The 19,891-nt window shown below is 64.1% G+C and carries 17 protein-coding genes and 1 pseudogene; 17 read left to right on the top strand and 1 reads right to left on the bottom strand.

Annotated features, from left to right (window positions below):
- Positions 1-28: 28 nt before the first annotated feature.
- From VAE54_RS14570 to radC, 15 genes and pseudogenes are all read left to right on the top strand, one after another.
- Positions 29-262: pseudogene (locus VAE54_RS14570) on the top strand (zinc-binding dehydrogenase); the annotation flags it as partial.
- A gap of 52 nt (positions 263-314) precedes the next feature.
- Positions 315-494 (top strand): hypothetical protein, encoded by a 180-nt coding sequence (locus VAE54_RS06125; protein ID WP_322801061.1) that lies wholly within the window; start codon positions 315-317, stop codon positions 492-494.
- Between the two features lie 508 nt (positions 495-1,002).
- Positions 1,003-2,193 carry a glycosyltransferase family 1 protein gene (locus VAE54_RS06120; RefSeq protein ID WP_322801060.1) on the top strand — a complete coding sequence of 397 codons (1,191 nt, stop codon included), beginning with the start codon at positions 1,003-1,005 and terminating at the stop codon, positions 2,191-2,193.
- A gap of 72 nt (positions 2,194-2,265) precedes the next feature.
- Positions 2,266-2,940, top strand: a complete 675-nt coding sequence (locus VAE54_RS06115; RefSeq protein ID WP_322801059.1) for a hypothetical protein — start codon at positions 2,266-2,268, stop codon at positions 2,938-2,940.
- An 89-nt stretch (positions 2,941-3,029) separates the two neighbouring features.
- Positions 3,030-3,851 (top strand): class I SAM-dependent methyltransferase, encoded by an 822-nt coding sequence (locus tag VAE54_RS06110; RefSeq protein WP_322801058.1) that lies wholly within the window; start codon positions 3,030-3,032, stop codon positions 3,849-3,851.
- Between the two features lie 23 nt (positions 3,852-3,874).
- Complete coding sequence (locus tag VAE54_RS06105) at positions 3,875-5,203, top strand: FAD-binding oxidoreductase (RefSeq protein ID WP_322801057.1); 1,329 nt, start codon at positions 3,875-3,877, stop codon at positions 5,201-5,203.
- Between the two features lie 69 nt (positions 5,204-5,272).
- Positions 5,273-6,178: a sortase gene (locus VAE54_RS06100; protein WP_322801056.1), complete on the top strand. Its 906-nt coding sequence runs from the start codon at positions 5,273-5,275 to the stop codon at positions 6,176-6,178.
- A 148-nt stretch (positions 6,179-6,326) separates the two neighbouring features.
- Positions 6,327-7,253 carry a glycosyltransferase family 2 protein gene (locus VAE54_RS06095; RefSeq protein WP_322801055.1) on the top strand — a complete coding sequence of 309 codons (927 nt, stop codon included), beginning with the start codon at positions 6,327-6,329 and terminating at the stop codon, positions 7,251-7,253.
- 114 nt (positions 7,254-7,367) lie between these two features.
- On the top strand, positions 7,368-8,789 hold the full coding sequence (locus VAE54_RS06090) for an undecaprenyl-phosphate glucose phosphotransferase (protein WP_322801054.1): 1,422 nt from the start codon (positions 7,368-7,370) through the stop codon (positions 8,787-8,789).
- A gap of 99 nt (positions 8,790-8,888) precedes the next feature.
- Positions 8,889-10,292, top strand: a complete 1,404-nt coding sequence (locus VAE54_RS06085) for an FAD-binding oxidoreductase (RefSeq protein ID WP_322801053.1) — start codon at positions 8,889-8,891, stop codon at positions 10,290-10,292.
- A gap of 42 nt (positions 10,293-10,334) precedes the next feature.
- A complete protein-coding gene (locus VAE54_RS06080; RefSeq protein WP_322801052.1) occupies positions 10,335-10,814 on the top strand; it encodes a TlpA disulfide reductase family protein in 480 nt (159 codons plus the stop codon).
- A 122-nt stretch (positions 10,815-10,936) separates the two neighbouring features.
- The gene (locus VAE54_RS06075; protein ID WP_322801051.1) at positions 10,937-11,341 is read left to right on the top strand and encodes a TY-Chap domain-containing protein; all 405 of its coding nucleotides are present in this window, start codon (positions 10,937-10,939) and stop codon (positions 11,339-11,341) included.
- A gap of 92 nt (positions 11,342-11,433) precedes the next feature.
- The gene (locus VAE54_RS06070) at positions 11,434-12,123 is read left to right on the top strand and encodes a PIG-L deacetylase family protein (protein ID WP_322801050.1); all 690 of its coding nucleotides are present in this window, start codon (positions 11,434-11,436) and stop codon (positions 12,121-12,123) included.
- Between the two features lie 12 nt (positions 12,124-12,135).
- Positions 12,136-13,221 (top strand): pyridoxal-phosphate dependent enzyme, encoded by a 1,086-nt coding sequence (locus VAE54_RS06065; RefSeq protein ID WP_322801049.1) that lies wholly within the window; start codon positions 12,136-12,138, stop codon positions 13,219-13,221.
- A gap of 144 nt (positions 13,222-13,365) precedes the next feature.
- Positions 13,366-14,076, top strand: a complete 711-nt coding sequence (gene radC, locus VAE54_RS06060; RefSeq protein ID WP_322801048.1) for a RadC family protein — start codon at positions 13,366-13,368, stop codon at positions 14,074-14,076.
- Between the two features lie 102 nt (positions 14,077-14,178).
- Here the strand turns inward: radC and ppdK are convergent, their stop codons facing one another.
- Complete coding sequence (ppdK, locus tag VAE54_RS06055) at positions 14,179-17,127, bottom strand: pyruvate, phosphate dikinase (RefSeq protein WP_322801047.1); 2,949 nt, start codon at positions 17,125-17,127, stop codon at positions 14,179-14,181.
- Between the two features lie 211 nt (positions 17,128-17,338).
- Here ppdK and VAE54_RS06050 point away from each other — a divergent pair, with 211 nt between their 5' ends.
- Positions 17,339-18,523, top strand: coding sequence for a glycosyltransferase family 87 protein (locus VAE54_RS06050; protein ID WP_322801046.1), 1,185 nt, complete (start codon positions 17,339-17,341; stop codon positions 18,521-18,523).
- Positions 18,520-19,863, top strand: coding sequence for a hypothetical protein (locus VAE54_RS06045; protein WP_322801045.1), 1,344 nt, complete (start codon positions 18,520-18,522; stop codon positions 19,861-19,863). Before VAE54_RS06050 ends, VAE54_RS06045 begins: the two co-directional genes overlap by 4 nt.
- Positions 19,864-19,891: the final 28 nt, after the last annotated feature.

Here is a 19,891-nt window from a genome sequence, read left to right as displayed (position 1 = left end):
CCTGGCGGGCGCCCATCCCATCATCGCCGTGGATATCCGGCCGGAGAAGCTGGAGCTGGCCCGGAAGGCGGGAGCGACCCACGGGGTGAACGCGCAGGAGACCGATCCGGTCACCGCGATCCGCGATCTCACTGGGGGCGGCGTTCACTACGCCTTCGAGAGCGTGGGCAACGAGCGGGTGCTGGCCCAGGCCTATCAGGCCACCCGCCGGGGCGGCACCACCGTCACCATCGGCCTGCCGCATCCCGAGCGCTTGTTCAGCGTGCCCGCGGTGAGCATCGTCGGGGAGGAGCGAATCATCAAAGGGCTCCTATATGGGCTCCGCCGTCCCCCGCCGGGATCTCCCCCGTTTCCTCACGCTCTATCAGGCCGGGATGCTGCCCGTGGACCGGCTGCTGAGCCGCACCCTTCGCCTGGAGGAGATCAACGAGGGCTTCGATGCCCTGGCCCGCGGCGAGGTGGTGCGTCAGATCTTCCGCATGGGGGAAGCATAAGCCGGCCTCCCCCTCTTTCCCGGGATCGGGATCCCAGGTCTCGCACCCTTCGATGACTTCCGGTCCCCGGGAAAAACCGTTTGTCATATAGAGGTAGATCCCCAGCGACGCGGGCCGGGCGACCGATAAGAACAGCGGGATGAAATCCCCGATCCCCACCGGGGTGTCCGTCGGGATGGCCGGGAGCGTCCCCAGGGCTTCCCGTCTGGGTCGGCGCCGGCGTTTCAGGGGGAAGGTGCGGGCACGGGGCCGTCCAGAAAGCCGGCTCCGGAGTAGGCCGGGAGCAGGCCGTGGCCAGGCCCGCCACCAGAGCCAGCCCCATCCAGAGGCTTTTCCCCTTCATCTTTCACCGGGCGCCTCCTTGACAGCACACCTCGTTCCATTCTACTCGTTGGAATGAAACCCGGGCGACGGTTCGTGGGATCGGAACGCATGCTATGCTTCGGGTGGGGAAGGCCATCGCCGGCGGTCTTCCCCACCGGAAGGATGCTCCGTCGGAGGGCGGGATATGGCCCGGGAACGGATCCTTGGCATCGACGCGAGCCGGACCACGCTGGCCCAGCCCACCGGGGTCGAGCGATACGCCCAGGCCGTCGTTCGAGCCCTTATCCCCCTGGCGGAGGCGGAAGGGGTGCGCCTCCGGTTGTATTTCCGGGATCCTCCGCCTCCGGGGCTCTTCCCGCGTGGTCCATGGGTGGAGCATCGGGTGCTCCCCTTTCCCCGCCTGTGGACCCATCTCCGTCTCTCCGGGGAGATGATCCGTCATCCCCCCACGGCGCTCTTCGTCCCCGCTCACGTGATCCCCCTGTATCATCCGCCGAGCGCCGTCACCATCCACGACCTGGGCTACCGGTATTTCCCGCAGACCCATCCGTTGCTTCAGCGGCTGTATCTGGAGCTTTCCACCCGCTGGAGCGCGGCGGTCGCCCGCGTGGTGTTCGCCGATTCCCATGCGACGAGGATGGATCTCATCCGCTTTTATCGGATCCCTCCGGAGAAAATCGTGGTGGCCTATCCCGGTTACGACCCCCCGCCGATCCCCGTCGACCCGGAGCCGATCCTTCGTCGTTTTGGGATCCGACGGCCGTATGTGATCGCGGTGGGGACGATCCATCCCCGGAAGAACTTCGGCCTGATCCTGCGGATCATCGCCCGTCGGATAGCCGCGGGGTGGGAGGGCCAGGTTGTGATCGTCGGCAAGCCCGGGTGGGCCGATCCCGTCTTCGAGCGCCTGCGCCGGGATCCGATGTGGGCGGGCCGCCTGATCCTGACGGGCTACGTGGACGATGAAAGCCGGGGCGCGTTGCTGAGCCAGGCGGAGGCCTTTCTGCTTCCGTCCCTGTATGAAGGGTTCGGGTTCCCGGTTCTGGAAGCCCAGGCCTGTGGGGTTCCGGTCCTTTGCACCCCGAACGGGAGCCTGCGGGAGGTGGCGGGGGAGGGCGCTCTCCTTTTGCCTCCCGATGATCCGGACCCGTGGATCGATGCCCTGGAACGGCTCGCCCGGGATCCAGGTTTTCGCGCGGAGCGGATCGCCCGGGGCCATGCGAACCGGAAACGGTTCTCCTGGGAAGCGTGCGCGCGGACGATCTGGGAGGCGCTACGCGAATGGTTAACGCCATTCGTGAGCGATTCTATTCCCTCTCCTCACAACCCCAAAGGCCATGAGGAAAATCCTTCCAGGGGCGATGCGGAGCGTTGAAAGAGCCTCGCCCCGCTCCCAGAAGCCCATGGGGAGACCAGCTGCGCTATTCCATACTATAAGGAGGCACCGATGTCGGGATGGAGGGAACGCCTGCTGGTCCTGAGCCTGTTTACCGTCGCGATGGCCTATGTGGAGAGCGCGGTGGTCGTGTATTTGCGACAGGTGTATGGGATCACGGATCTGCTGCGGGATACGCCGGTTCGTCCCGATTGGCTAACCCCGATTGAGCTGGGCCGGGAGATCGCCACCCTGGTGATGCTGTTCACAGCCGGCTCGCTGGCCGGTCGCACCCCTGCGGCCCGCTGGGGCCTCTTCCTGTATGCCTGGGGCCTGTGGGATATCCTGTATTATGCTTGGCTCCGGGTGTTCATCGGATGGCCGGTTTCTCTGGGGGATTGGGATCTCCTCTTTCTGATCCCTCTGCCGTGGTGGGGGCCGGTTTGGGCGCCGATGCTGGCCGCAGCGCTGATGATGGGAGTGGGCGCCCGGATGGCGCGCCGGAGCGAGGAGGGGCGGTCCATCCGGCTGGACCGGCTGTCGATCGGGGCGGGGGGGCTCGGGACGCTGATCGCCCTCTACACGGTGATGGCTCCCGCGCTGCATGCGCTCCCCGGAGGGCTGGATGCGGTCGGCCGGGCGCGCCCGGCGGAGTTCCAGTGGTGGTTATACTTGCTGGGATGGGGGCTGGTGGCCTTCGCAGGCTGGCGGATCGCTCAGGGTCAGCCGGCAGACCCTGCTCTATAATGAGTGAGGAGAAGCCGCGCCGCCGGCTTTCCCTGGAGGGCTTTTGCGGTCGGCCCCCTTGAAGATTCCCTTCCGGAGCGAAGGCAGCGTTGATTCGGAAACCATCGTTCGATCACGGGCCCTCTCTTCCACCGCATCTTTATGGGGAGGATTATTTCCTCTCCGCCTGTGAGGGCTATGAGGAATTCCTGCGCACGCAGGGGGAACATCTCTCCCGGAGGCTCCAGACGGCCTTTGCGGTGGCCGAGGTCCGGCCCGGCATGCGGGTGCTGGATGTGGGCTGCGGGCGGGGGGAGATCGTTCGCCATTGCGCCCGGTTGGGGGCTTACGCTGTCGGGATCGATTACGCGGAGGCGGCTGTCCGGCTCTCGGCCGATCTCCTGCGGCGAGCAGGGGACCTGCAGGCTCCGGCCGGCCTCGCCCAGGCCGATGCCAAGTTCCTCCCCTTCGCCAGCCGGGTGTTCGACCGGGTGCTGATGTTCGATGTGGTGGAGCACCTTTTCCCATGGGAGCTTCGTCTCGCCCTGCGGGAGGCTTACCGGGTCTTGAAACCGGGAGGGATGCTGGTCATCCATACCGCGCCGAACCGCTGGTATGACGCCTACGCTTATCCGCTGGTCCGCTTCATACGCACCCTTCAGGGGCTGGGACATCTCTATCCGCCGAACCCGCGCGCCCTCAACGTCCCGATCAATGAAGCGGTCCATGTGAACGAGCAGGGCCCCCTCGGCTTGTGGTGGACCTTGCGCCGGGCGGGGTTCCACCGGGTCAAAGTCTGGCTGGCCACCCCGCCGCAGAACCGGCAGGAGGGCTGGATCTTTCGCGTCTTGCGTCACATCGCCTTTCGCTGGATCCCCTTCCGCTGGTTTTTCGAGCGGGAGGTGTTCGCCGTTGCCGTTCGGCCGGAATAACGGTTTACAGGGAGGGATGTTCCGTGGGATCTGAGAGCTTCTGGCTCCTCACGGCCGGACCCTACACGCCGAACTCCCCTCTGGTGGGTGAGGAACGCGCGGATGTGGCGATCCTGGGAGCGGGCTTCGCCGGGCTATCCTCCGCCCTCCATCTGAAAGAGGCGGAGCCGGGGTTGAAAGTGGTGGTGCTGGAGCAGGCGTTCGTGGGCTATGGGGCCAGCGGGCGGAACGCGGGCTTCGCGATGACGCTCTTCGGCCTCACCCTCTCCCTGACCGCGCTGCGCTTCGGGCGTCAGGCAGCGGCGGAGGCCCATCGCTATATGGAGCAGGCGGTGGATTATGTGGGGGAACTGATCGCCCGCTACCGCATCGACTGCGACTATGAGCGCCCCGGGTTCCTGCGGGTGGCGACTTCCCCCGCTTACGTCCGACGGATCCAGGAGGAGGTCGAGCTCGCTCACCGCCTCGGCTTGACCGGGATCGAGTGGCTGGACGCGGCGGCGGTTCGGGAACAGGTCCATTCCCCACTGTATCGGGGCGCATGGTGGGAGCCCCGCTGTGCCCTCCTGAACCCCGTGAAATACGTTCGCGGTTTAAAGCGGGCGGCGGAAGGCCTGGGCGTTCGCATCTATGAGGGAACCCCAGTCCGCTCCATCGAGCGACGCCCGGACGGTTTTCAGCTGCGCACGCCTCAAGGGGTTGTGCATGCGGAGAAGATCGTGTTCGCGACCAATGCGTACTCACACTTGCTCCCGCCTCTCCGGCGCAAGCAGGTTCCCGCGTTCACGTATATCGTGTTAACGGAGCCTCTGTCTGCGGATCGGCTCGAGCCCATCGGCTGGCGGAATCGACAGGGGATCGAGGACGCCCGCAACCTGGTTCACTATTATCGCCTGACGCCGGACAACCGGTTGTTAATGGGCGGGGGCGATGTGGGCGTTCCTTTCGGTAAACAGATGGACCTGGATGAGAACGAGCGGGTTTTCCGGGAGCTGGAAGCCTACATCCCCCGGGTTTTCCCATCCCTGCGCGGGGTGCGGATCGAATACCGATGGGGTGGGCCGGTCTCGGTGACCGTCGACATGGCCCCGGCCATCGGTTTCCTGGGGGATCGCCGCGCCGTTTACACCCTGGGATGCATCGGCCATGGGGTCGCCCTGACTACGATGAACGGTCAAATCGTGCGGGATCTGATCCTGGAGCGTCGGACGGCCCTCACGGATCTCTTCTTTGTGAACCGGCGGGTGATCCCATGGCCTCCGGAACCCATCCGGTTCGCCCTGGGTCATCTCATCCGGGGGTATATGCGCCTGGAAGATCGGATTCTGGACCGGGGGAACTCCCCGGCATGAGGTGATACGCATCTCCCTTCCCACAGCCCGAGGGCTGACACAAAGGTTGTTTCGGGCCGGTGAGGCGATATGGGGAAAGAGCCGCGGATTGAGGATCTCGAGCGAGCGCTGGCGCTCAAGCGACGGGAGGTCCGCCTGAAGCGCTGGATCCAGGAGGGCCGTCTGCCGGTAGAGTCTTCCGCTCCTCCTCCGCCGGCGGCCCCGGAGCCCTCGTCGCTTCCTCCGGATCCGGTCTATCACTCCGAAGTGGAATGGGAGGAACGCCGACCCCGCTTTCGAGTTCGCCTTCCCCGTCCCTCGTGGTCCGCATGGAGGGACCGTCTGTTGCTGGCGATCGAGATCGCGGCGGTGGCGGGCGCGATGGCGTTGCTCCTGTTTTCCTGGCAGACCATGCGGGGGATGCAGTCGGAGGCGGTGGCGGCCCGGATCACCCCCTCGCCGACGCCCCTGATTCAGGCGGTGGTCCTGCCGGGCGGGCACCGCCCGCCGACTGCGCCGGGAGGGCCTGCCCCGAACCCCGAGGAAATCCCGGAGCACCTGCGGGCGCTGGTGGCAGCGCTCCCCACGCCGGCGCCCATCACCCCCGGCCCTCGCAGCCCCACCCGCATCGTGATCCCAGCCATCGGTGTGGACGCCCCCATCGTCCCGGGGACGGATTGGGAGGCGCTGAAGAAAGGGGTGGGTCATCATCCGGGGACCGCCAATCCGGGCGAGCGAGGGAATATGGTGCTGGCGGCCCACAACGACATCTATGGGGAAATCTTCCGCGATCTGGAGAAGCTCCGGCCAGGGGATGAGATCTGGGTTTACGCTGGAGGCCAGGCTTATCGCTATGTGGTGGTCCAGAAGCAAATCGTTCTTCCCACTCAGGTCGAGGTGATGGCGCCGACCCGCGACCCGGTGGTCACCCTGATCACCTGTTATCCTTATCTCGTGGACACCCACCGGCTGGTGGTGGTGGGTGAGCTGCGGTAGAGCGGGGGGATGCCGCGCTTCGGAATCATGAGGAGGCGTTCGATCTGATCCGCAAGGCATCTCTCCGGGATGGGTTTTGTGAGAGGCAACTCCTGCCGGAAGCCATAGCGGGCGCTTGCCAGCAAGCTATCCAGTGAGGCTTCTAACGATGCCCGATCTGGATGTCGGAGTGGTGATCGTCAACTACAACACGCGGGAATTGCTCCGGCGCTGCCTTCAGACCGTGCGGGCCAGTCAGGGCGTTACTTTTGAGATCTGTGTGGTGGACAACGCCTCGATCGACGGCAGCCCGGATATGGTGGAGCAGGAATTCCCGGAAGTTCGGGTGATCCGCAGCCCGGTGAACGGCGGCTACGCCTATGCCAATAACCTGGGCCTGCGTTCCTTCGGCTTTGGGGTTCCGAACGCAGCGCCCAGACCGCGTTACGCCCTGCTGCTCAACCCGGACACCGAGGTGCCACCCGACGCCCTGGCCCGGATGGTGGGCTTTCTGGATGCCCATCCGGAGGCGGGGGCGGCGGGCCCCAAGATCGTTCGGCCGGATGGCTCCATGGACCTGGCCTGCCGTCGGAGCTTTCCCACCCCTGAGGTGGCTTTCTATCGGTTCTCCGGTTTAAGCCGGCTGTTCCCGAAGAGCCCGCGTTTCGCCCGATACAACCTGACCTTCCTCGATCCGGATCAGACGTATGAGGTGGATTCCGTGGTGGGCGCCTTCATGATGGTGCGCCGCGAGGCGATCATGCAGGTGGGGTTGCTGGATGAGTCGTTTTTCATGTATGGGGAAGATCTGGATTGGGCGTATCGCATGAAACAGGCCGGGTGGAAAATCTACTATTATCCTGAGGTCGTCGTCCTCCACATCAAGCGGGCGTCCAGCCGGATGAGCCCGCGGGCCCGATACGAGTTCAATCGAGCCATGTGGATCTTTTATCGAAAGCATTATCGATCGGCTACGCCAGGCTGGCTGGATTTCCTGGTGCGGGCCGGACTGGTGTTGAAAGGCGGCTGGCGGCTGTGGCAGGAAATGCGGCGGGATTTGAAGAACGCGGATCATCCGGTTACGGATCGCCGCTAAAGCGGGTCCTGCAGTCCTCGGTCGATCACCCGGCAGGGGGGGCTTCGACCCTGATGCTCTCGTTGAACCCGGCACCAGGGCGAGCGAGGGAGAAAGCAATCGGGAGGTTGAAGAATGAACCGGAGGCGCGCTCGCTGGCTGTTAAACACCCTCCTGGTTTTCAACGATATGGGGTGGGCCGCCCTGGCTTTCTATGCGGCTTACCGGATCCGGGCCCAATGGTCATGGCCTTATCCACCCCAGAACATCGGGGGGTTTGAGAAATATCTCCCGATGATGGGGGTCTTGCTGGGATGGACGGCGGTGATGTTTTTCCTCCACCGTCTATACCATCTGGGACGGGCGACCTCGCGTCTGGATGAGATCTCGCGGGTTGCAGGGGCGTTCTCCATGGCGATGATTTTCACAGTGGCAACCGTCTCAATGGCTTTTAAAGAGACGCTGCTTGCTTTCGACTATCCACGGGCGATGGTTCTCTACGCCTGGGTTATGGGCATCCTGTGGATCGGCGCCGGGCGGATGCTCCTGCGCGCCCTGTGGGGAACGTTGCGGGCCCGGGGCTGGGATCGCAGCCGGATGCTGATTGTGGGGACGGGGGAGGCGGCCGAGGCGGTGATCCGCCGCATCCAGGGAGCGCCCTGGTTCGGCTATGAGGTGATCGGCGTGGTGGCCCTGCACAGCAACGGCGCGACCCAGGTGGCCGGGATCCCCGTCATCGGGACCGCTGAGGATCTCCCGGATCTGGTCTACGCGCGGGATGTGGATGAAGTGCTCATTGCTGTCCCGGAAGCCCCCCATGGCGAAGTGCTGCGCCTGATCTCTCTCTGCGAGCGAAGCAATCTCTCCATCAAAATCTACCCGGACGTCTTCCAACTGATCGCCACCCAGCCTTCCCTGGATGATCTGGGCGGGTTGCCGTTATTGACGGTGCGCGATGTGGCCCAGCGGGGCTGGAAGCTGGTGCTCAAGCGGGCCATGGATATCGTGGGGGCCAGCATCGGGCTGATCCTGCTCTCGCCGTTGATGGTATTGATCGCCATCCTGATCAAGCTGGATTCCCCGGGACCGGTTTTCTATGTTCAGGAGCGCATGGGGCTGGACGGACGGCCCTTCCTGATGTTGAAGTTCCGATCCATGCGAGCGGATGCGGAGAAGGAGGGGCCGGGGTGGACACGGCCGGACGATCCGCGGCGCACCCGGGTGGGGGCGATCCTGCGGCGGCTCAACCTGGACGAGCTGCCGCAGCTGATCAACGTTCTCCTGGGGGATATGAGTCTGGTGGGGCCTCGTCCGGAGCGTCCCGTTTATGTGGAACAGTTCCGGCGGGTGATCCCCCGGTATATGGAGCGCCATCGGGAGAAAGCGGGCATCACCGGATGGGCTCAGATCAACGGCTTGCGGGGGGACACTTCCATCACAGAGCGAACCAAGTATGACCTGTGGTATGTGGAGAACTGGTCCCTGTGGCTGGACATCAAGATCCTTCTACGCACCCTGGTCCAGACCCTGACCTTCCGCAGCCCGAATGCGTATTGATGTGGGGAAGAGGTCTTCCGTCCCCTTGGTATGTTTTCCTGATCGATGTCCTGAATATGGCATAGGGTGACGGTCTTGCCAGGGTGGTGGGAGGAAGAGATGAAGGATCGATCCGTGGATGAGGTGGTGGCGCGCTTGCGGGGGCATTTGCGTCCCGATCAGATTTCGATTCATCCGGTGGAGCGGCTGGTTTATGGGTATGATGCCACGTGGGCGGAGGGGGTGCCGGACGTGGTGGTTCATGCCGAATCCACGGCGGACGTGGCCGAGGTGCTTCGCATAGCCGATGAGCTGGAGATGCCGGTGGTTCCGCGGGGTGGAGGGACCGGGCTGGCTGGGGGATCGGTGCCGATGGTGGGGGGGATCTGTTTAAATCTGGCCCGGATGAATCGGATCCTGGAGGTCGATCCGGTGGATGGTGTAGCGGTGGTCCAGCCTGGGGTGATCACCTATGAGCTTCAGAAAGCGGTGGAGGCTCATGGGTGGTTCTATCCTCCAGACCCGGCATCATTGTATATGTCCACCATAGGGGGCAACGTGGCGACCAATGCGGGCGGGCCGCGCTGCCTGAAATATGGGGTGACCCGGGACTATGTCCTGGGGATGGAAGTGGTCCTGCCGGGCGGGGAGGTATTGCGGCTTGGGGGTCGGGTGATGAAGGACGTATCGGGTTATGATCTCAAACATCTGTTCATTGGGTCAGAGGGAACTCTGGGGGTGATCACGGAGGTGACGGTTCGTCTGTTGCCGCGGCCGCCGGCGCTGGGGGCGCTGGCGGTGGCCTTTGATCATCTGGAATCTGCATGCGAAGCGGTCGTCGCGATTTTAAGTTCCGGCGTGTTGCCGTTGATGGCGGAGCTGATGGACCAGGGGGTGATGCGGGCGGTGGAAGCCTTTCACCCTTATGGGTTGCCAGTGGAAGCGGAGGCGCTCCTGTTGCTGGCAGCAGATGGGGAGGAAGAAGCGGTGCGGAGGGATCTGGCCCGGATGGCCCGGGAGGTTCAGGCCTTTGGTGGTCGAGTGGTTCGCATAGCCACAGACGCGGAATCGGCTACCCACTTATGGGAGCCCCGCCGTCAGGTCTCCCCCGCCATCGCGCGACTGGCGACCCACAAATTCAGCGAGGATATCACAGTTCCTCGCTCCCGCATCCCCCAGATGATCCGTCACATCCAGCAGATCGCCCAAGAAACCGGTGTCCCGATCGTGCTTTACGGACACATTGGGGACGGAAACCTTCACCCTACGTTGCTATGCGATCGTCGGAATCCAGACGAGATGAACCGCGTCGCCCAGGCCGCCACCCGGATCTTCCAGGCCGCCATAGAACTGGGAGGCGTCCTCTCCGGCGAGCATGGCATCGGACTGCTTAAGTTGGATTTTGTTTCACAGGCCTTTCCACCTATCGCAATCGAGAAATTCTGGGCCGTCAAGCTCCTCTTCGATCCAAAGAACATCATGAACCCAGGAAAGAAACTGCCGCTTCCAAGGAACTGGTCCTGATCTCATCCACCAAGAAGAGAACAGTGAGAAAAAGGAGGAACCATGACCACACTACGACAAGGAGATCGCGCCCCTCTTCTGATTGGCCTCACCCTGGATGGACAGCCTTACCTGGAACAACCAGAAGGCTCTCTCACTATTCTGGTTTTCTTCAAAGAATCATGCCCCACCTGCCGCCTGATTCTGCCTCGCCTGGAGAACCTGCACCGCGCCTATCCCTCATCTGGATGGCGATTGCTGGGGATCGGCCAGGATCCCCCTCCCATCCTTCAAAACCTCGCCCGGGAGCTCGGCTTATCCTTTCCCATCCTGGCGGATCATCACTTCGCCAGCTCCATCGCCTACCACCTGACACACGTGCCAACCACCTTCGTGATCGATCCTCACGGTCAGATCCTTCATATCACAGTAGGCTTCGCTCGGGACGACCTGGAAGCGATTTCCCACCAGATCGCCCAGAAACTCAATGCTCCCCCTCATCCCATCACATACGACCAGGATCCTGCCTTTCGACCCGGATGAGTCTCCGCCCACCTGGAGCCTCGGTGAGGCTCCACCAGGAGCTTCCACAATCGAGCAAATCACAAGAGGGACTGCGCTACAATAGACGATCCCAAAGGCCCACGGAGGGACAGATCCCAGCAATGAAAGCATCGACCCGAGAACAACGTCTAAAGCTGTTCACTCAATACCTTCAGGAGCTGCTGAATGCACCACCCGGAAGCGCCATCGTCTTTGAAATCCCAGGACGCCCTCTGGCATACGTCCAGTTCGAACGAACACCAGAAGGTTTGAAAGGCGAGGTCTGCAGCGGAGATTGGGGACCTCGCCGCAAGGCCCGCCCCCTCTCACCGGCCATGTTAAACCGCCTGCGCGCCATGGGATGGCAAATCCCTCCACATCTTCGGGAAAACAACCCGAGCAAAACCTTCACCGGGGAAAACCCTTCCGCCATCGCTGAGGAAATCGAACAAATCTTCCTGGAGATCTTCCTATCCCCACACGACTACACCGTGCGAACAAAAGGAGTGCTTCGAATCCGAGGATAATCACCCCCCTCCTGCAGAAAGCCACCATACCGAACGGGGAATATCCTTACCTTTGCACCTTCCCACAAATCCGGAGATCAGGAGGAATGCCCATGCGCATCCTGGTGGTGATGGCTCATCCCGACGATCCCGAATTCGCCGCAGGCGGCACCATCGCCCGGTGGGTTCGGGAGGGACACGAGGTCATCTACTGCCTTGCCACACGGGGAGAAAAAGGGAGCGATGACCCCACCATGACCCCTGAACGGCTGGCCGCTATCCGCGAACATGAACAGCGCCAAGCTGCCGCCGTGCTAGGGGTACGCGAGGTCATCTTCCTGAACTACACCGACGGCTCCCTGGAGCCCAACCTCAACCTGCGACGGGATATCGTACGCGTCATCCGACGATACCGCCCCGACATCGTGGTCACCATGGATCCGCAAACCCTGATCCGGGGCAACCGCTACATCAATCACAACGACCACCGGGCGATCGGACTGGCCACCCTGGACGCGATCTTCCCGGCCGCAGGAAACCCCATGTATTTCCCAGAACTGCTCCAGGAAGGCCTGGAACCCCATCGGGTTCGGGAGGTCTATCTCTCCACCACCGAATATGCCAACCACTGGGTGGACATCACCGATGTCTTCGCGCTGAAAATGGCTGCCCTCCAGTGCCATGCCAGCCAGATCCGCGACCCCATGGCCCTGGAACAGCGGCTGCGGGAACGACTGCGACACCTAATCAACGGCCGGGAAATCCTCGCCGAAAGCTTCCGACACATCATCCTGGAGGGATAGGGAGCCTCACCCATGTGGACCGTCCAGTGCGCTCGCTGTCGTCAGACCGCCACCTATCACCCCAACCGATGGCACTGCCCCTGCGGCGGGCCGTGGGAGCCCCCCCGCCCGCTACCCTTCGATCACCGGGCCATCCGCCCTCGCCAGCCCGGGATCTGGCGCTACGCGGAACTATGGCCCTTCCAGCGGGATCCCATCACTATGGGAGAGGGATGGACCCCCCTCATCCCGCTGTCCTCCATTGAGCCGCGATTGTGGGCCAAACTGGATTACATCATGCCCACGGGTTCCTATAAGGATCGAGGCACCGCCACCGGTTTGAGCGCCCTGCAGGAAATGGGAGCCCACCACGTGATGGATGACTCCTCGGGAAACGCAGGCGCCTCGCTGGCCGCCTATGCCGCCCGCGCAGGCCTCCCGACCACCCTCTTCGTGCCCGCCCATGCCTCCCCCGTCAAGAAAGCCCAGATGCGCACGATGGGCGCCCGTCTGGTCGAAGTTCCCGGACCCCGCGCGCAGGCCACCGCAGCACTGATGCGGGCCCTGGAGCAGGGTGGGACTTACGCCAGCCATGTCTACAATCCCTTCACCCTGCTGGGCCTGGCCGCCACCGCATGGGAGATCTGGGAGCAACTGGGCCGAGCCCCGGACGCCGTGATCACCCCCCTAGGACACGGGATGCTCTTCCTGGGCCTTTTCCTGGGTTTTGAAGCACTCCAGGCTGCCGGCTACATCGATCGGCTTCCCCGGCTTTACGGCGTCCAGGCCGCTGCCTGCGCACCCCTGGCCCAGGCCTTCGCCGCAGATCTGGAAACACCTGCTCCTGTCGAAGAGGGGGAAACCATCGCCGAAGGCGTGCGCATCGCCACACCCCCCCGCGGCCCGGAGATCCTACAGGCCGCCCGGATCACCGGAGGCGCCATCCTATCTGTCCCCGAATCGGAAATCCAGATCGCCCGGGAATCCCTCGCCCGGCATGGATTGTTTGTGGAACCTACAGGCGCCCTGGCCATGACGATCTGGACACAAGTCCTTCGGGAGACCGATCGCACCGTTGTGCTCATGCTCACCGGGAGCGGCCTGAAGAGCCCCAGTTAAACGCTCGGCCTGGACTTTACAGCATGTGAGAGCAACGCCCCCGGCTGGACCAGCTAAGGGAATCCACCCCCCGCCTCCACAAGCCTCTCCCTGCTATCATAACTACAGGAAACCACTGCATTTCCCAAACCAGGGATCAACCGGATGGAATTCCATTCCACCTACCCCTGGATTACGATGAAGGACCTCCCAGAGAGCGAGCGACCCCGGGAACGCCTGATCCAGCACGGGCCTGGGGCGCTTTCAACCGCGGAGCTGCTCGCCATCCTGCTCCGAACCGGCCGGCGCGGGGAGAACGCACTGAATCTGGCCCATCGGGTACTCCAGATTTGCGGAGGGCTGGCCGGTCTGGCCCGAACGCCCATCCCCGAGCTGGCCCGGATCCCGGGCATCGGTCTGGCCAAGGCCGCCCAGATCCAGGCCGCTCTGGAGCTGGGGCGCCGGGTCGCGACCGCCACGCCCGGGGAACGCCCTCAGGTGCGCTCCGCGCACGACGCCTACCTTCTGGTGGCCGACATGGCGGACCTGGAGCAGGAAACCCTCCGGGTTCTCCTGCTGGATACCCGAGGAAGAGTCATTGCTATCCCCACCATCTATGTGGGGAACGTTAACACCACCCTGGTACGACCCGCAGAGATCTTCCGAGAAGCCGTCCGGCGCAACGCGGTTTCCCTCATCATCGCCCACAACCATCCTTCCGGGGATCCCACCCCATCTCCAGAGGACATCGCGCTGACTCGAGATCTGGTGGCCGCCGGCCAGCTGCTGGGAATCCGGGTGCTGGACCATTTGATCATCGGCCGCGGTCGATACGCCAGCCTGAGGGAGCATGGGATCGCCTTCCCCACACCATAGCGCTCTGGAAAGCCCAAAGCGAGGAACAGAAAAAAGAGGCGGGGCGCTTCAGGGACCCCGCCTCCATTCTTGCCCAACCCGGGGAGGGAAGGGGAAAAACCCTTAGCGGGTTTCGATCCGCGCTGCCCGCTCTTTCAGGGCCGCCTGGGCAGCTGCCAGACGCGCCACCGGAACACGATATGGGGAAGCACTGACATAGTTCAGCCCGATCTCATGGCAGAACTCAATCGAAGAAGGATCCCCGCCGTGCTCCCCGCAGATGCCCACCTCCAGATCCGGCCGGGTGCGACGGCCCTCCTCCACGGCCATCCGCATCAGACGGCCCACCCCTTTGCGATCCAGCACCTGGAAGGGGTTCTCCGGGAGGATCTTCTCCTCCAGATAACGTAACAGGAACTTCCCCTCGGCATCGTCGCGGCTGATGGCCCACACGGTCTGGGTCAGATCATTGGTGCCGAAGGAGAAGAACTCGGCCACCTGGGCGATCTCGCCCGCCAGCAGGGCCGCCCGCGGGACCTCGATCATGGTCCCGAACTTGTAATCGATCCCCATCCCCTCCCGCGCCATGACATCCCGGGCCACCTCATCCACGATCTCCCGGACAATCTGGAGCTCCTTCACATCGGCGCTGAGGGGGATCATGATCTCCGGCTTCGGGGTGATGCCCCGCCGCTTCACATTGCAGGCAGCTTCGAAGATGGCCCGGACCTGAAGGCGGATGATGTCCGGATAGAGGATGCCCAGGCGGATGCCCCGCAGGCCCAGCATGGGGTTCATCTCCCGCAAAGCGTTGACCGCCCGCAGGAGCGCCTCCTTCTCGGCGAGCTCCTCCTCCATCTGCTTGAGGGACTTCTCGCCTTTGCGCGGGCGATAGCCCTTGATCCGGCGGCGCTCCTCGATGCGAGTTCGCAGCTCCACCACCTCCGCCAGGAGCTCCTCATAGCGCGGCAGGAACTCATGCATGGGCGGGTCGATGAGCCGGATGATCACCGGCAGTCCGTCCATGGCCTCGAAGAGTCCTTCGAAGTCCTTCCGCTGGACCGGCAACAGGCGATCGAGGGCCTTGCGATAGGCCCGGACCGCTTTCGAGGTCCGAACGGCCCGCTCCGCCTCGCGAAGGGCCTTCTGAGCCTTCGGGTCATCGGGCCGGGTCTGGACAGCCTGCTGCGCCGCCCGCAGCTGATCCATCAGGCGCTGAGCCTCGGGGGCGTTGAGGATCATCTGGCGCACATAGGGCAGGCGATCGGTCTCGAAGAACATGTGCTCGGTGCGGGCCAGGCCGATGCCCTCAGCGCCGAATTCCCGGGCCTTGCGGGCATCCCGCGGGTAATCCGCGTTGGCCCAGACCTGGAGGCGGCGGAACTCATCGGCCCAGGAGAGCAATTCCACCAGCTCCCGTTCCTCCGCCAGATTGGGATCGATGGTGGGGATCTGGCCGGCGAAGACCTCACCGGTGGAGCCGTCGATGGAAATGAAATCGCCCTCCCGGATCACCCGGCCGTTGACGGAGAACTGCCTGCGCTCCAGATCGATCTGCAACGCCTCGCAACCCACTACCGCCGGCTTGCCCAGACCACGAGCCACCACCGCCGCGTGGGAGGTCGCCCCGCCGCGCTGGGTGAGGATGCCACGCGCGGCGATCATCCCGTGCACATCGTCCGGCGTGGTCTCCGGGCGAACCAGGATCACCGGGCGGCCATTCCGCCCCCAGGCCTCGGCCGTATCCGCATCGAAGACCGCATGGCCAGTGGCCGCGCCCGGGGAGGCATTGAGGCCCCGCGCCAAGAGCTCCCCCTTCTCGCGGGCCCGCTCCTTAGCCTTCTCATCGAAACGCGGGAGAAGCAGCTGGTTGATCTGCTCGGGCTCCACCCGCATCACCGCCTCTTCCTTGGTGATGAGCCCCTCGTGGACCATGTCCACGGCGATCTTGACGGCCGCCCTGGCGGTGCGCTTGCCGGTGCGGGTCTGGAGCATCCAGAGCCGCCCGCGCTCGATGGTGAACTCCAGGTCCTGGACATCCCGGTAGTGGCGCTCCAGCAGGGCGGCCACCTCCAGGAACTGGCGGTAGGTTTCCGGCATCCGCTCCTCGAGGCTTGGATACCGCAGACGACGCTCCTCCTCGGGGATCCCATGCTCCCGGGCCCACTCCTGAGAGGCCTTCTTCGTGATCTTGAGGGGTGTGCGGATACCGGCCACCACATCCTCCCCCTGGGCATTGGGGAGATACTCCCCATAGAGCTCCTTCTCCCCCGTGGCCGGGTTTCGGGTGAAGGCCACGCCAGTGGCCGAGTCGAAGCCCATGTTGCCGAAGACCATGGTCTGGACATTGCACGCGGTGCCCAGATCATGCGGGATCTTATAGAAGTTGCGGTAATCCACCGCCCGCTTGCCGAACCAGGAATCGAACACGGCCCGGATCGCCTGGCGAAGCTGCTCCAGGGGATCCTGAGGGAATTCCTCTTCCAGCTCCTTGCGGTAAAGGGCCTTGAAGTCTTCAACGATATCCCGAAGCATATCCGCCGTCAGATCCGTGTCCTGCTTGCCCTTCGTCTTCGCCTTATAGCGATCCAGGATGTGCTCGAATTTCTCGCCGGGGATGCCCTTAACGATGCGCCCGAACATCTGGATGAGCCGGCGGTAAGCATCGTAGGCGAAACGCTCGTCGCCGGTCTGGGCGATCAGGCCGTGGACGGTTTCATCGGTCAACCCGACGTTGAGGACGGTATCCATCATCCCGGGCATGGAGAACTTGGCGCCCGAGCGGACCGAGACCAGGAGGGGATTCTGGGGATCACCGAAGCGGCGGCCGACTTTCTCCTCCACCCGATGGAGCGCTTCCAGGACCTGCTCCCACATGCCCTCGGGGAACTGCTTGCCCGCCGCAAAGTAGGCATTGCAGGCCTCGGTCGTGATCGTAAATCCCGGGGGAACGGGAAGGCCCGCTCCGGCCATCTCCGCCAGCCCCGCGCCCTTGCCGCCAAGGAGATCCCGGCGGCGCTCTGCCGGGATCTCCCGATAGCCCTCTTCAAAGAGATAAACCCATTTCTTCATCCCCCTTCCTCCTGTGATGGTGAATGGGGAAGCGCCGGCAATCGACCTCTGAAGTAGATGATAGAACGCGCGCGGGGTTTCCGCAACCGAACCTATTCTCCTTTCGCTGAGACCGATGATCGGAATTCCCTCAACGAATGCCAGCTCGCCGAGCCCCATGGATTGAGCTGTAATATAGTCGAAGGAACTACAGGGAGCAGAATCATCAGCAATGAAGCGCATCAACAGCATGGAGCTTCTCAGCCAGATCGCCCTTGTTCTCTCCTATATGGCGGCAGTGACGTGGATCCTCCTGCGCCATTCCCCTGTGGATTACCCCCCTTATGCAATGGCAGCCTGGGGGTTCCGACACGGGGAAAACGTCTACCAGTGGGGCGAAGCCGACTACGCGCGGGCTGCCGCCGCCCTGGGGTTCGAGCGCTACACGATGCCCTATCGCTACCCCCCGTTCACCGCGCTGCTGGTTCTCCCCATGCTGGCATTCCCCGATCGAGGGATGGGGCTGTGGATCGCCCTTCAGGCCGCGGGCGCGCTGCTGACGGCAGAGGCCGCGGCGCGCCTCTTCGGGGAGCCCCATCGTCCCCAACGGCGAGCGCTGATCCGGATGAGCGTCGGGCTCTTCCCGCCGTTCCTGGTCAGCCTCTACGCCGGCCAGGTCAATCCGATGGTCGCCCTGCTCGCCGTCCTCGCCCTCCAGGCGATCCGACAGGGACATGAGGGAAGGGGAGGGTTCCTGCTGGGGATGAGCCTGATGTTGAAGCCGCTGGCCATCGGAGTGGCCGGCCTCCTGCTCTGGGAGGGTCGATGGCGGGCGCTGAGGGGACTGACGTTGGGGATCGCCCTCGCCATGGGGGCGAGCGCCATGGTCTTCGGCCCGCCCGCCCTGGGGTTCCTTCAAGCGCCAATGGCCGGCGGAGGCAGCGCATATCCGCCCGCTCAGAACCTGCCCTCCATGGCCATCCGCTGGTTGACCCGCCATCCCTACGGATTCGCGCTGATCGATGCGCCGATCGCCGCCCGCTGGATCGGTGGGGCCATGGCCGGCGCGCTCGTTCTCCTGACGCTGGCCGGACTGGGCCGGCCCGGAACGCCCCGGGAGCCCTTTGCGGATCGGTCCGCATGGACGACGGCCGCCGTCTTCCTGGCCAACCCGGGGACATGGTATCATCACGGCGTCATGCTCAGTCTGGCCCTTTGCGCCCTGCTCCGCCAGGCCGGCCAGCGTTCCCGAGTCTGGCATGCCGCCATGGCCATGAGCATCGGCGCCATCGCCCTCTGGGGAATAGCCTGGCATGCCTTCATCGGGTGGACACCCCTGCTGGACATGGGAACGCTGGGGGCGCTGGGGCTATGGATCCTGCTGGCCTATGAGTTGTGGGGGAAACCATCCGCATGAAGGAGACCCGATATCGAGCGCTCCTCATCGGCACCTGGCTTGGGATCCTCCTGCTTCTCTTCCGCCCGCAGCTGCACGGCATGGATACCGTCGCGTATTACGCATGGCTGCGCGCGGCGGCGATCCGCCACAGCCTGGATGTCAGCGAGGAATTCGCTCACTTCGGATACGCCAGCGAGCGCGGCATCTCGCCCACGGGGCATCGGATCAATGAATGGCCAATCGGGCCAGCGTTGCTGTGGTCCCCTTTCTTCTTCACCGCTCATCTCATCATCCATCTCGGGAAGGCGCTGGGGATCCCCGGGGAGGCCGATGGATACAGCACGCCCTACTTCATACTAACCGCCCTGGGATCCGCCCTCTACACCCTGATCGGCCTGGAACTGCTCCGGCAGATGGCCCGTCGGATCGCTTCCCCTGCTTGCGCCATCGGGGGGATCCTGACCGCGTGGCTGGCCTCGCCGCTGGTGTTCTATATGTCCGCTCATCCTTTCATGGCCCACGCGCCGGATTTCTTCGTCAACGCCCTGCTTTTGTGGGAATGGGCCCGGGCGAACGCGCCCACCGGTTGGACCCGGCTGCGGCTGGGGCTGATCGGCGGGCTGGCAGCGATGGTGCGCTATCAGAATGTGACCTTGCTGATGTGGCCAGCGCTGGAGGATCTGGCGCGGCTTCGCCAAATGCCACGGGAAGGGGCACTCCGGCTGGCAGCCCTGGGGATCGGGGCAGGGATCGGCTTCCTGCCTCAGATGATTGTCTGGCGGATCGTGTTTGGACAGTGGGTGGTGGGGAATCCCTACGGGATCGCGGGAGCGGGATCGTTCGACTGGCGCGCCCCCCATCTGCTAAAGGTACTGTTCTCCACGAACCGGGGTCTTTTCCTCTGGACCCCCATCGCCGCCTTCGCCCTGCTGGGCCTGATCGGGCCGCTCCGGCGCGCCCGCCCCCGATGGGCTTATTTCATCCTGGCGCAAACCATCGTTCAGATCTATATTGTCGGCTCGTGGAGCGCCTGGTCCGGAGCAGCCGCCTTCGGGCCGCGGCTGCTGACCGGTTTGTTCGCCGGGTTCGCCCTCGGGCTGGCGGCACTCTACGAGGCCGGGCGAGCACGCTGGGGAATGCGGCCAGTCCTCATGTTCAGCCTGGTCGCTGTAACCTGGAACCTGATCCTGCTGGCCCGCTACGGAGTAGGCGATGTGCCACGCATGGGTCCGGTTCCCCTATCGGATCTCTGGCTGGGCCAGCTCACTTTTCCGGTTCGCGTCCTCGAGCGGATGGAGCCGCTGATCCGGGGGCTCCTCCGGCAGGGGACCCTGGACGGAGGCCCTCCGCGCTCCTGAGGATCGGCAAGGCAACCGCCTGCGAAGC

This window comes from Thermoflexus sp. (assembly GCF_034432235.1).
GTDB lineage: Bacteria > Chloroflexota > Anaerolineae > Thermoflexales > Thermoflexaceae > Thermoflexus.
The sequence above is the reverse complement of the archived record's forward strand: the minus strand, read 5'-3'. Positions and strand labels throughout refer to the sequence as shown.

Coding starts and splice junctions, on each gene's coding strand:
- VAE54_RS06090 (WP_322801054.1), top strand. CDS start 7,368: ATGAACCGGAGGCGCGCTCGCTGGCTGTTAAACACCCTCCTGGTTTTC.
- VAE54_RS06085 (WP_322801053.1), top strand. CDS start 8,889: ATGAAGGATCGATCCGTGGATGAGGTGGTGGCGCGCTTGCGGGGGCAT.
- radC (WP_322801048.1), top strand. CDS start 13,366: ATGGAATTCCATTCCACCTACCCCTGGATTACGATGAAGGACCTCCCA.
- VAE54_RS06080 (WP_322801052.1), top strand. CDS start 10,335: ATGACCACACTACGACAAGGAGATCGCGCCCCTCTTCTGATTGGCCTC.
- VAE54_RS06095 (WP_322801055.1), top strand. CDS start 6,327: ATGCCCGATCTGGATGTCGGAGTGGTGATCGTCAACTACAACACGCGG.
- VAE54_RS06065 (WP_322801049.1), top strand. CDS start 12,136: ATGTGGACCGTCCAGTGCGCTCGCTGTCGTCAGACCGCCACCTATCAC.
- VAE54_RS06070 (WP_322801050.1), top strand. CDS start 11,434: ATGCGCATCCTGGTGGTGATGGCTCATCCCGACGATCCCGAATTCGCC.
- VAE54_RS06125 (WP_322801061.1), top strand. CDS start 315: ATGGGCTCCGCCGTCCCCCGCCGGGATCTCCCCCGTTTCCTCACGCTC.
- VAE54_RS06100 (WP_322801056.1), top strand. CDS start 5,273: ATGGGGAAAGAGCCGCGGATTGAGGATCTCGAGCGAGCGCTGGCGCTC.
- VAE54_RS06115 (WP_322801059.1), top strand. CDS start 2,266: ATGTCGGGATGGAGGGAACGCCTGCTGGTCCTGAGCCTGTTTACCGTC.
- VAE54_RS06120 (WP_322801060.1), top strand. CDS start 1,003: ATGGCCCGGGAACGGATCCTTGGCATCGACGCGAGCCGGACCACGCTG.
- VAE54_RS06045 (WP_322801045.1), top strand. CDS start 18,520: ATGAAGGAGACCCGATATCGAGCGCTCCTCATCGGCACCTGGCTTGGG.
- VAE54_RS06050 (WP_322801046.1), top strand. CDS start 17,339: ATGAAGCGCATCAACAGCATGGAGCTTCTCAGCCAGATCGCCCTTGTT.
- ppdK (WP_322801047.1), bottom strand. CDS start 17,127: ATGAAGAAATGGGTTTATCTCTTTGAAGAGGGCTATCGGGAGATCCCG.
- VAE54_RS06075 (WP_322801051.1), top strand. CDS start 10,937: ATGAAAGCATCGACCCGAGAACAACGTCTAAAGCTGTTCACTCAATAC.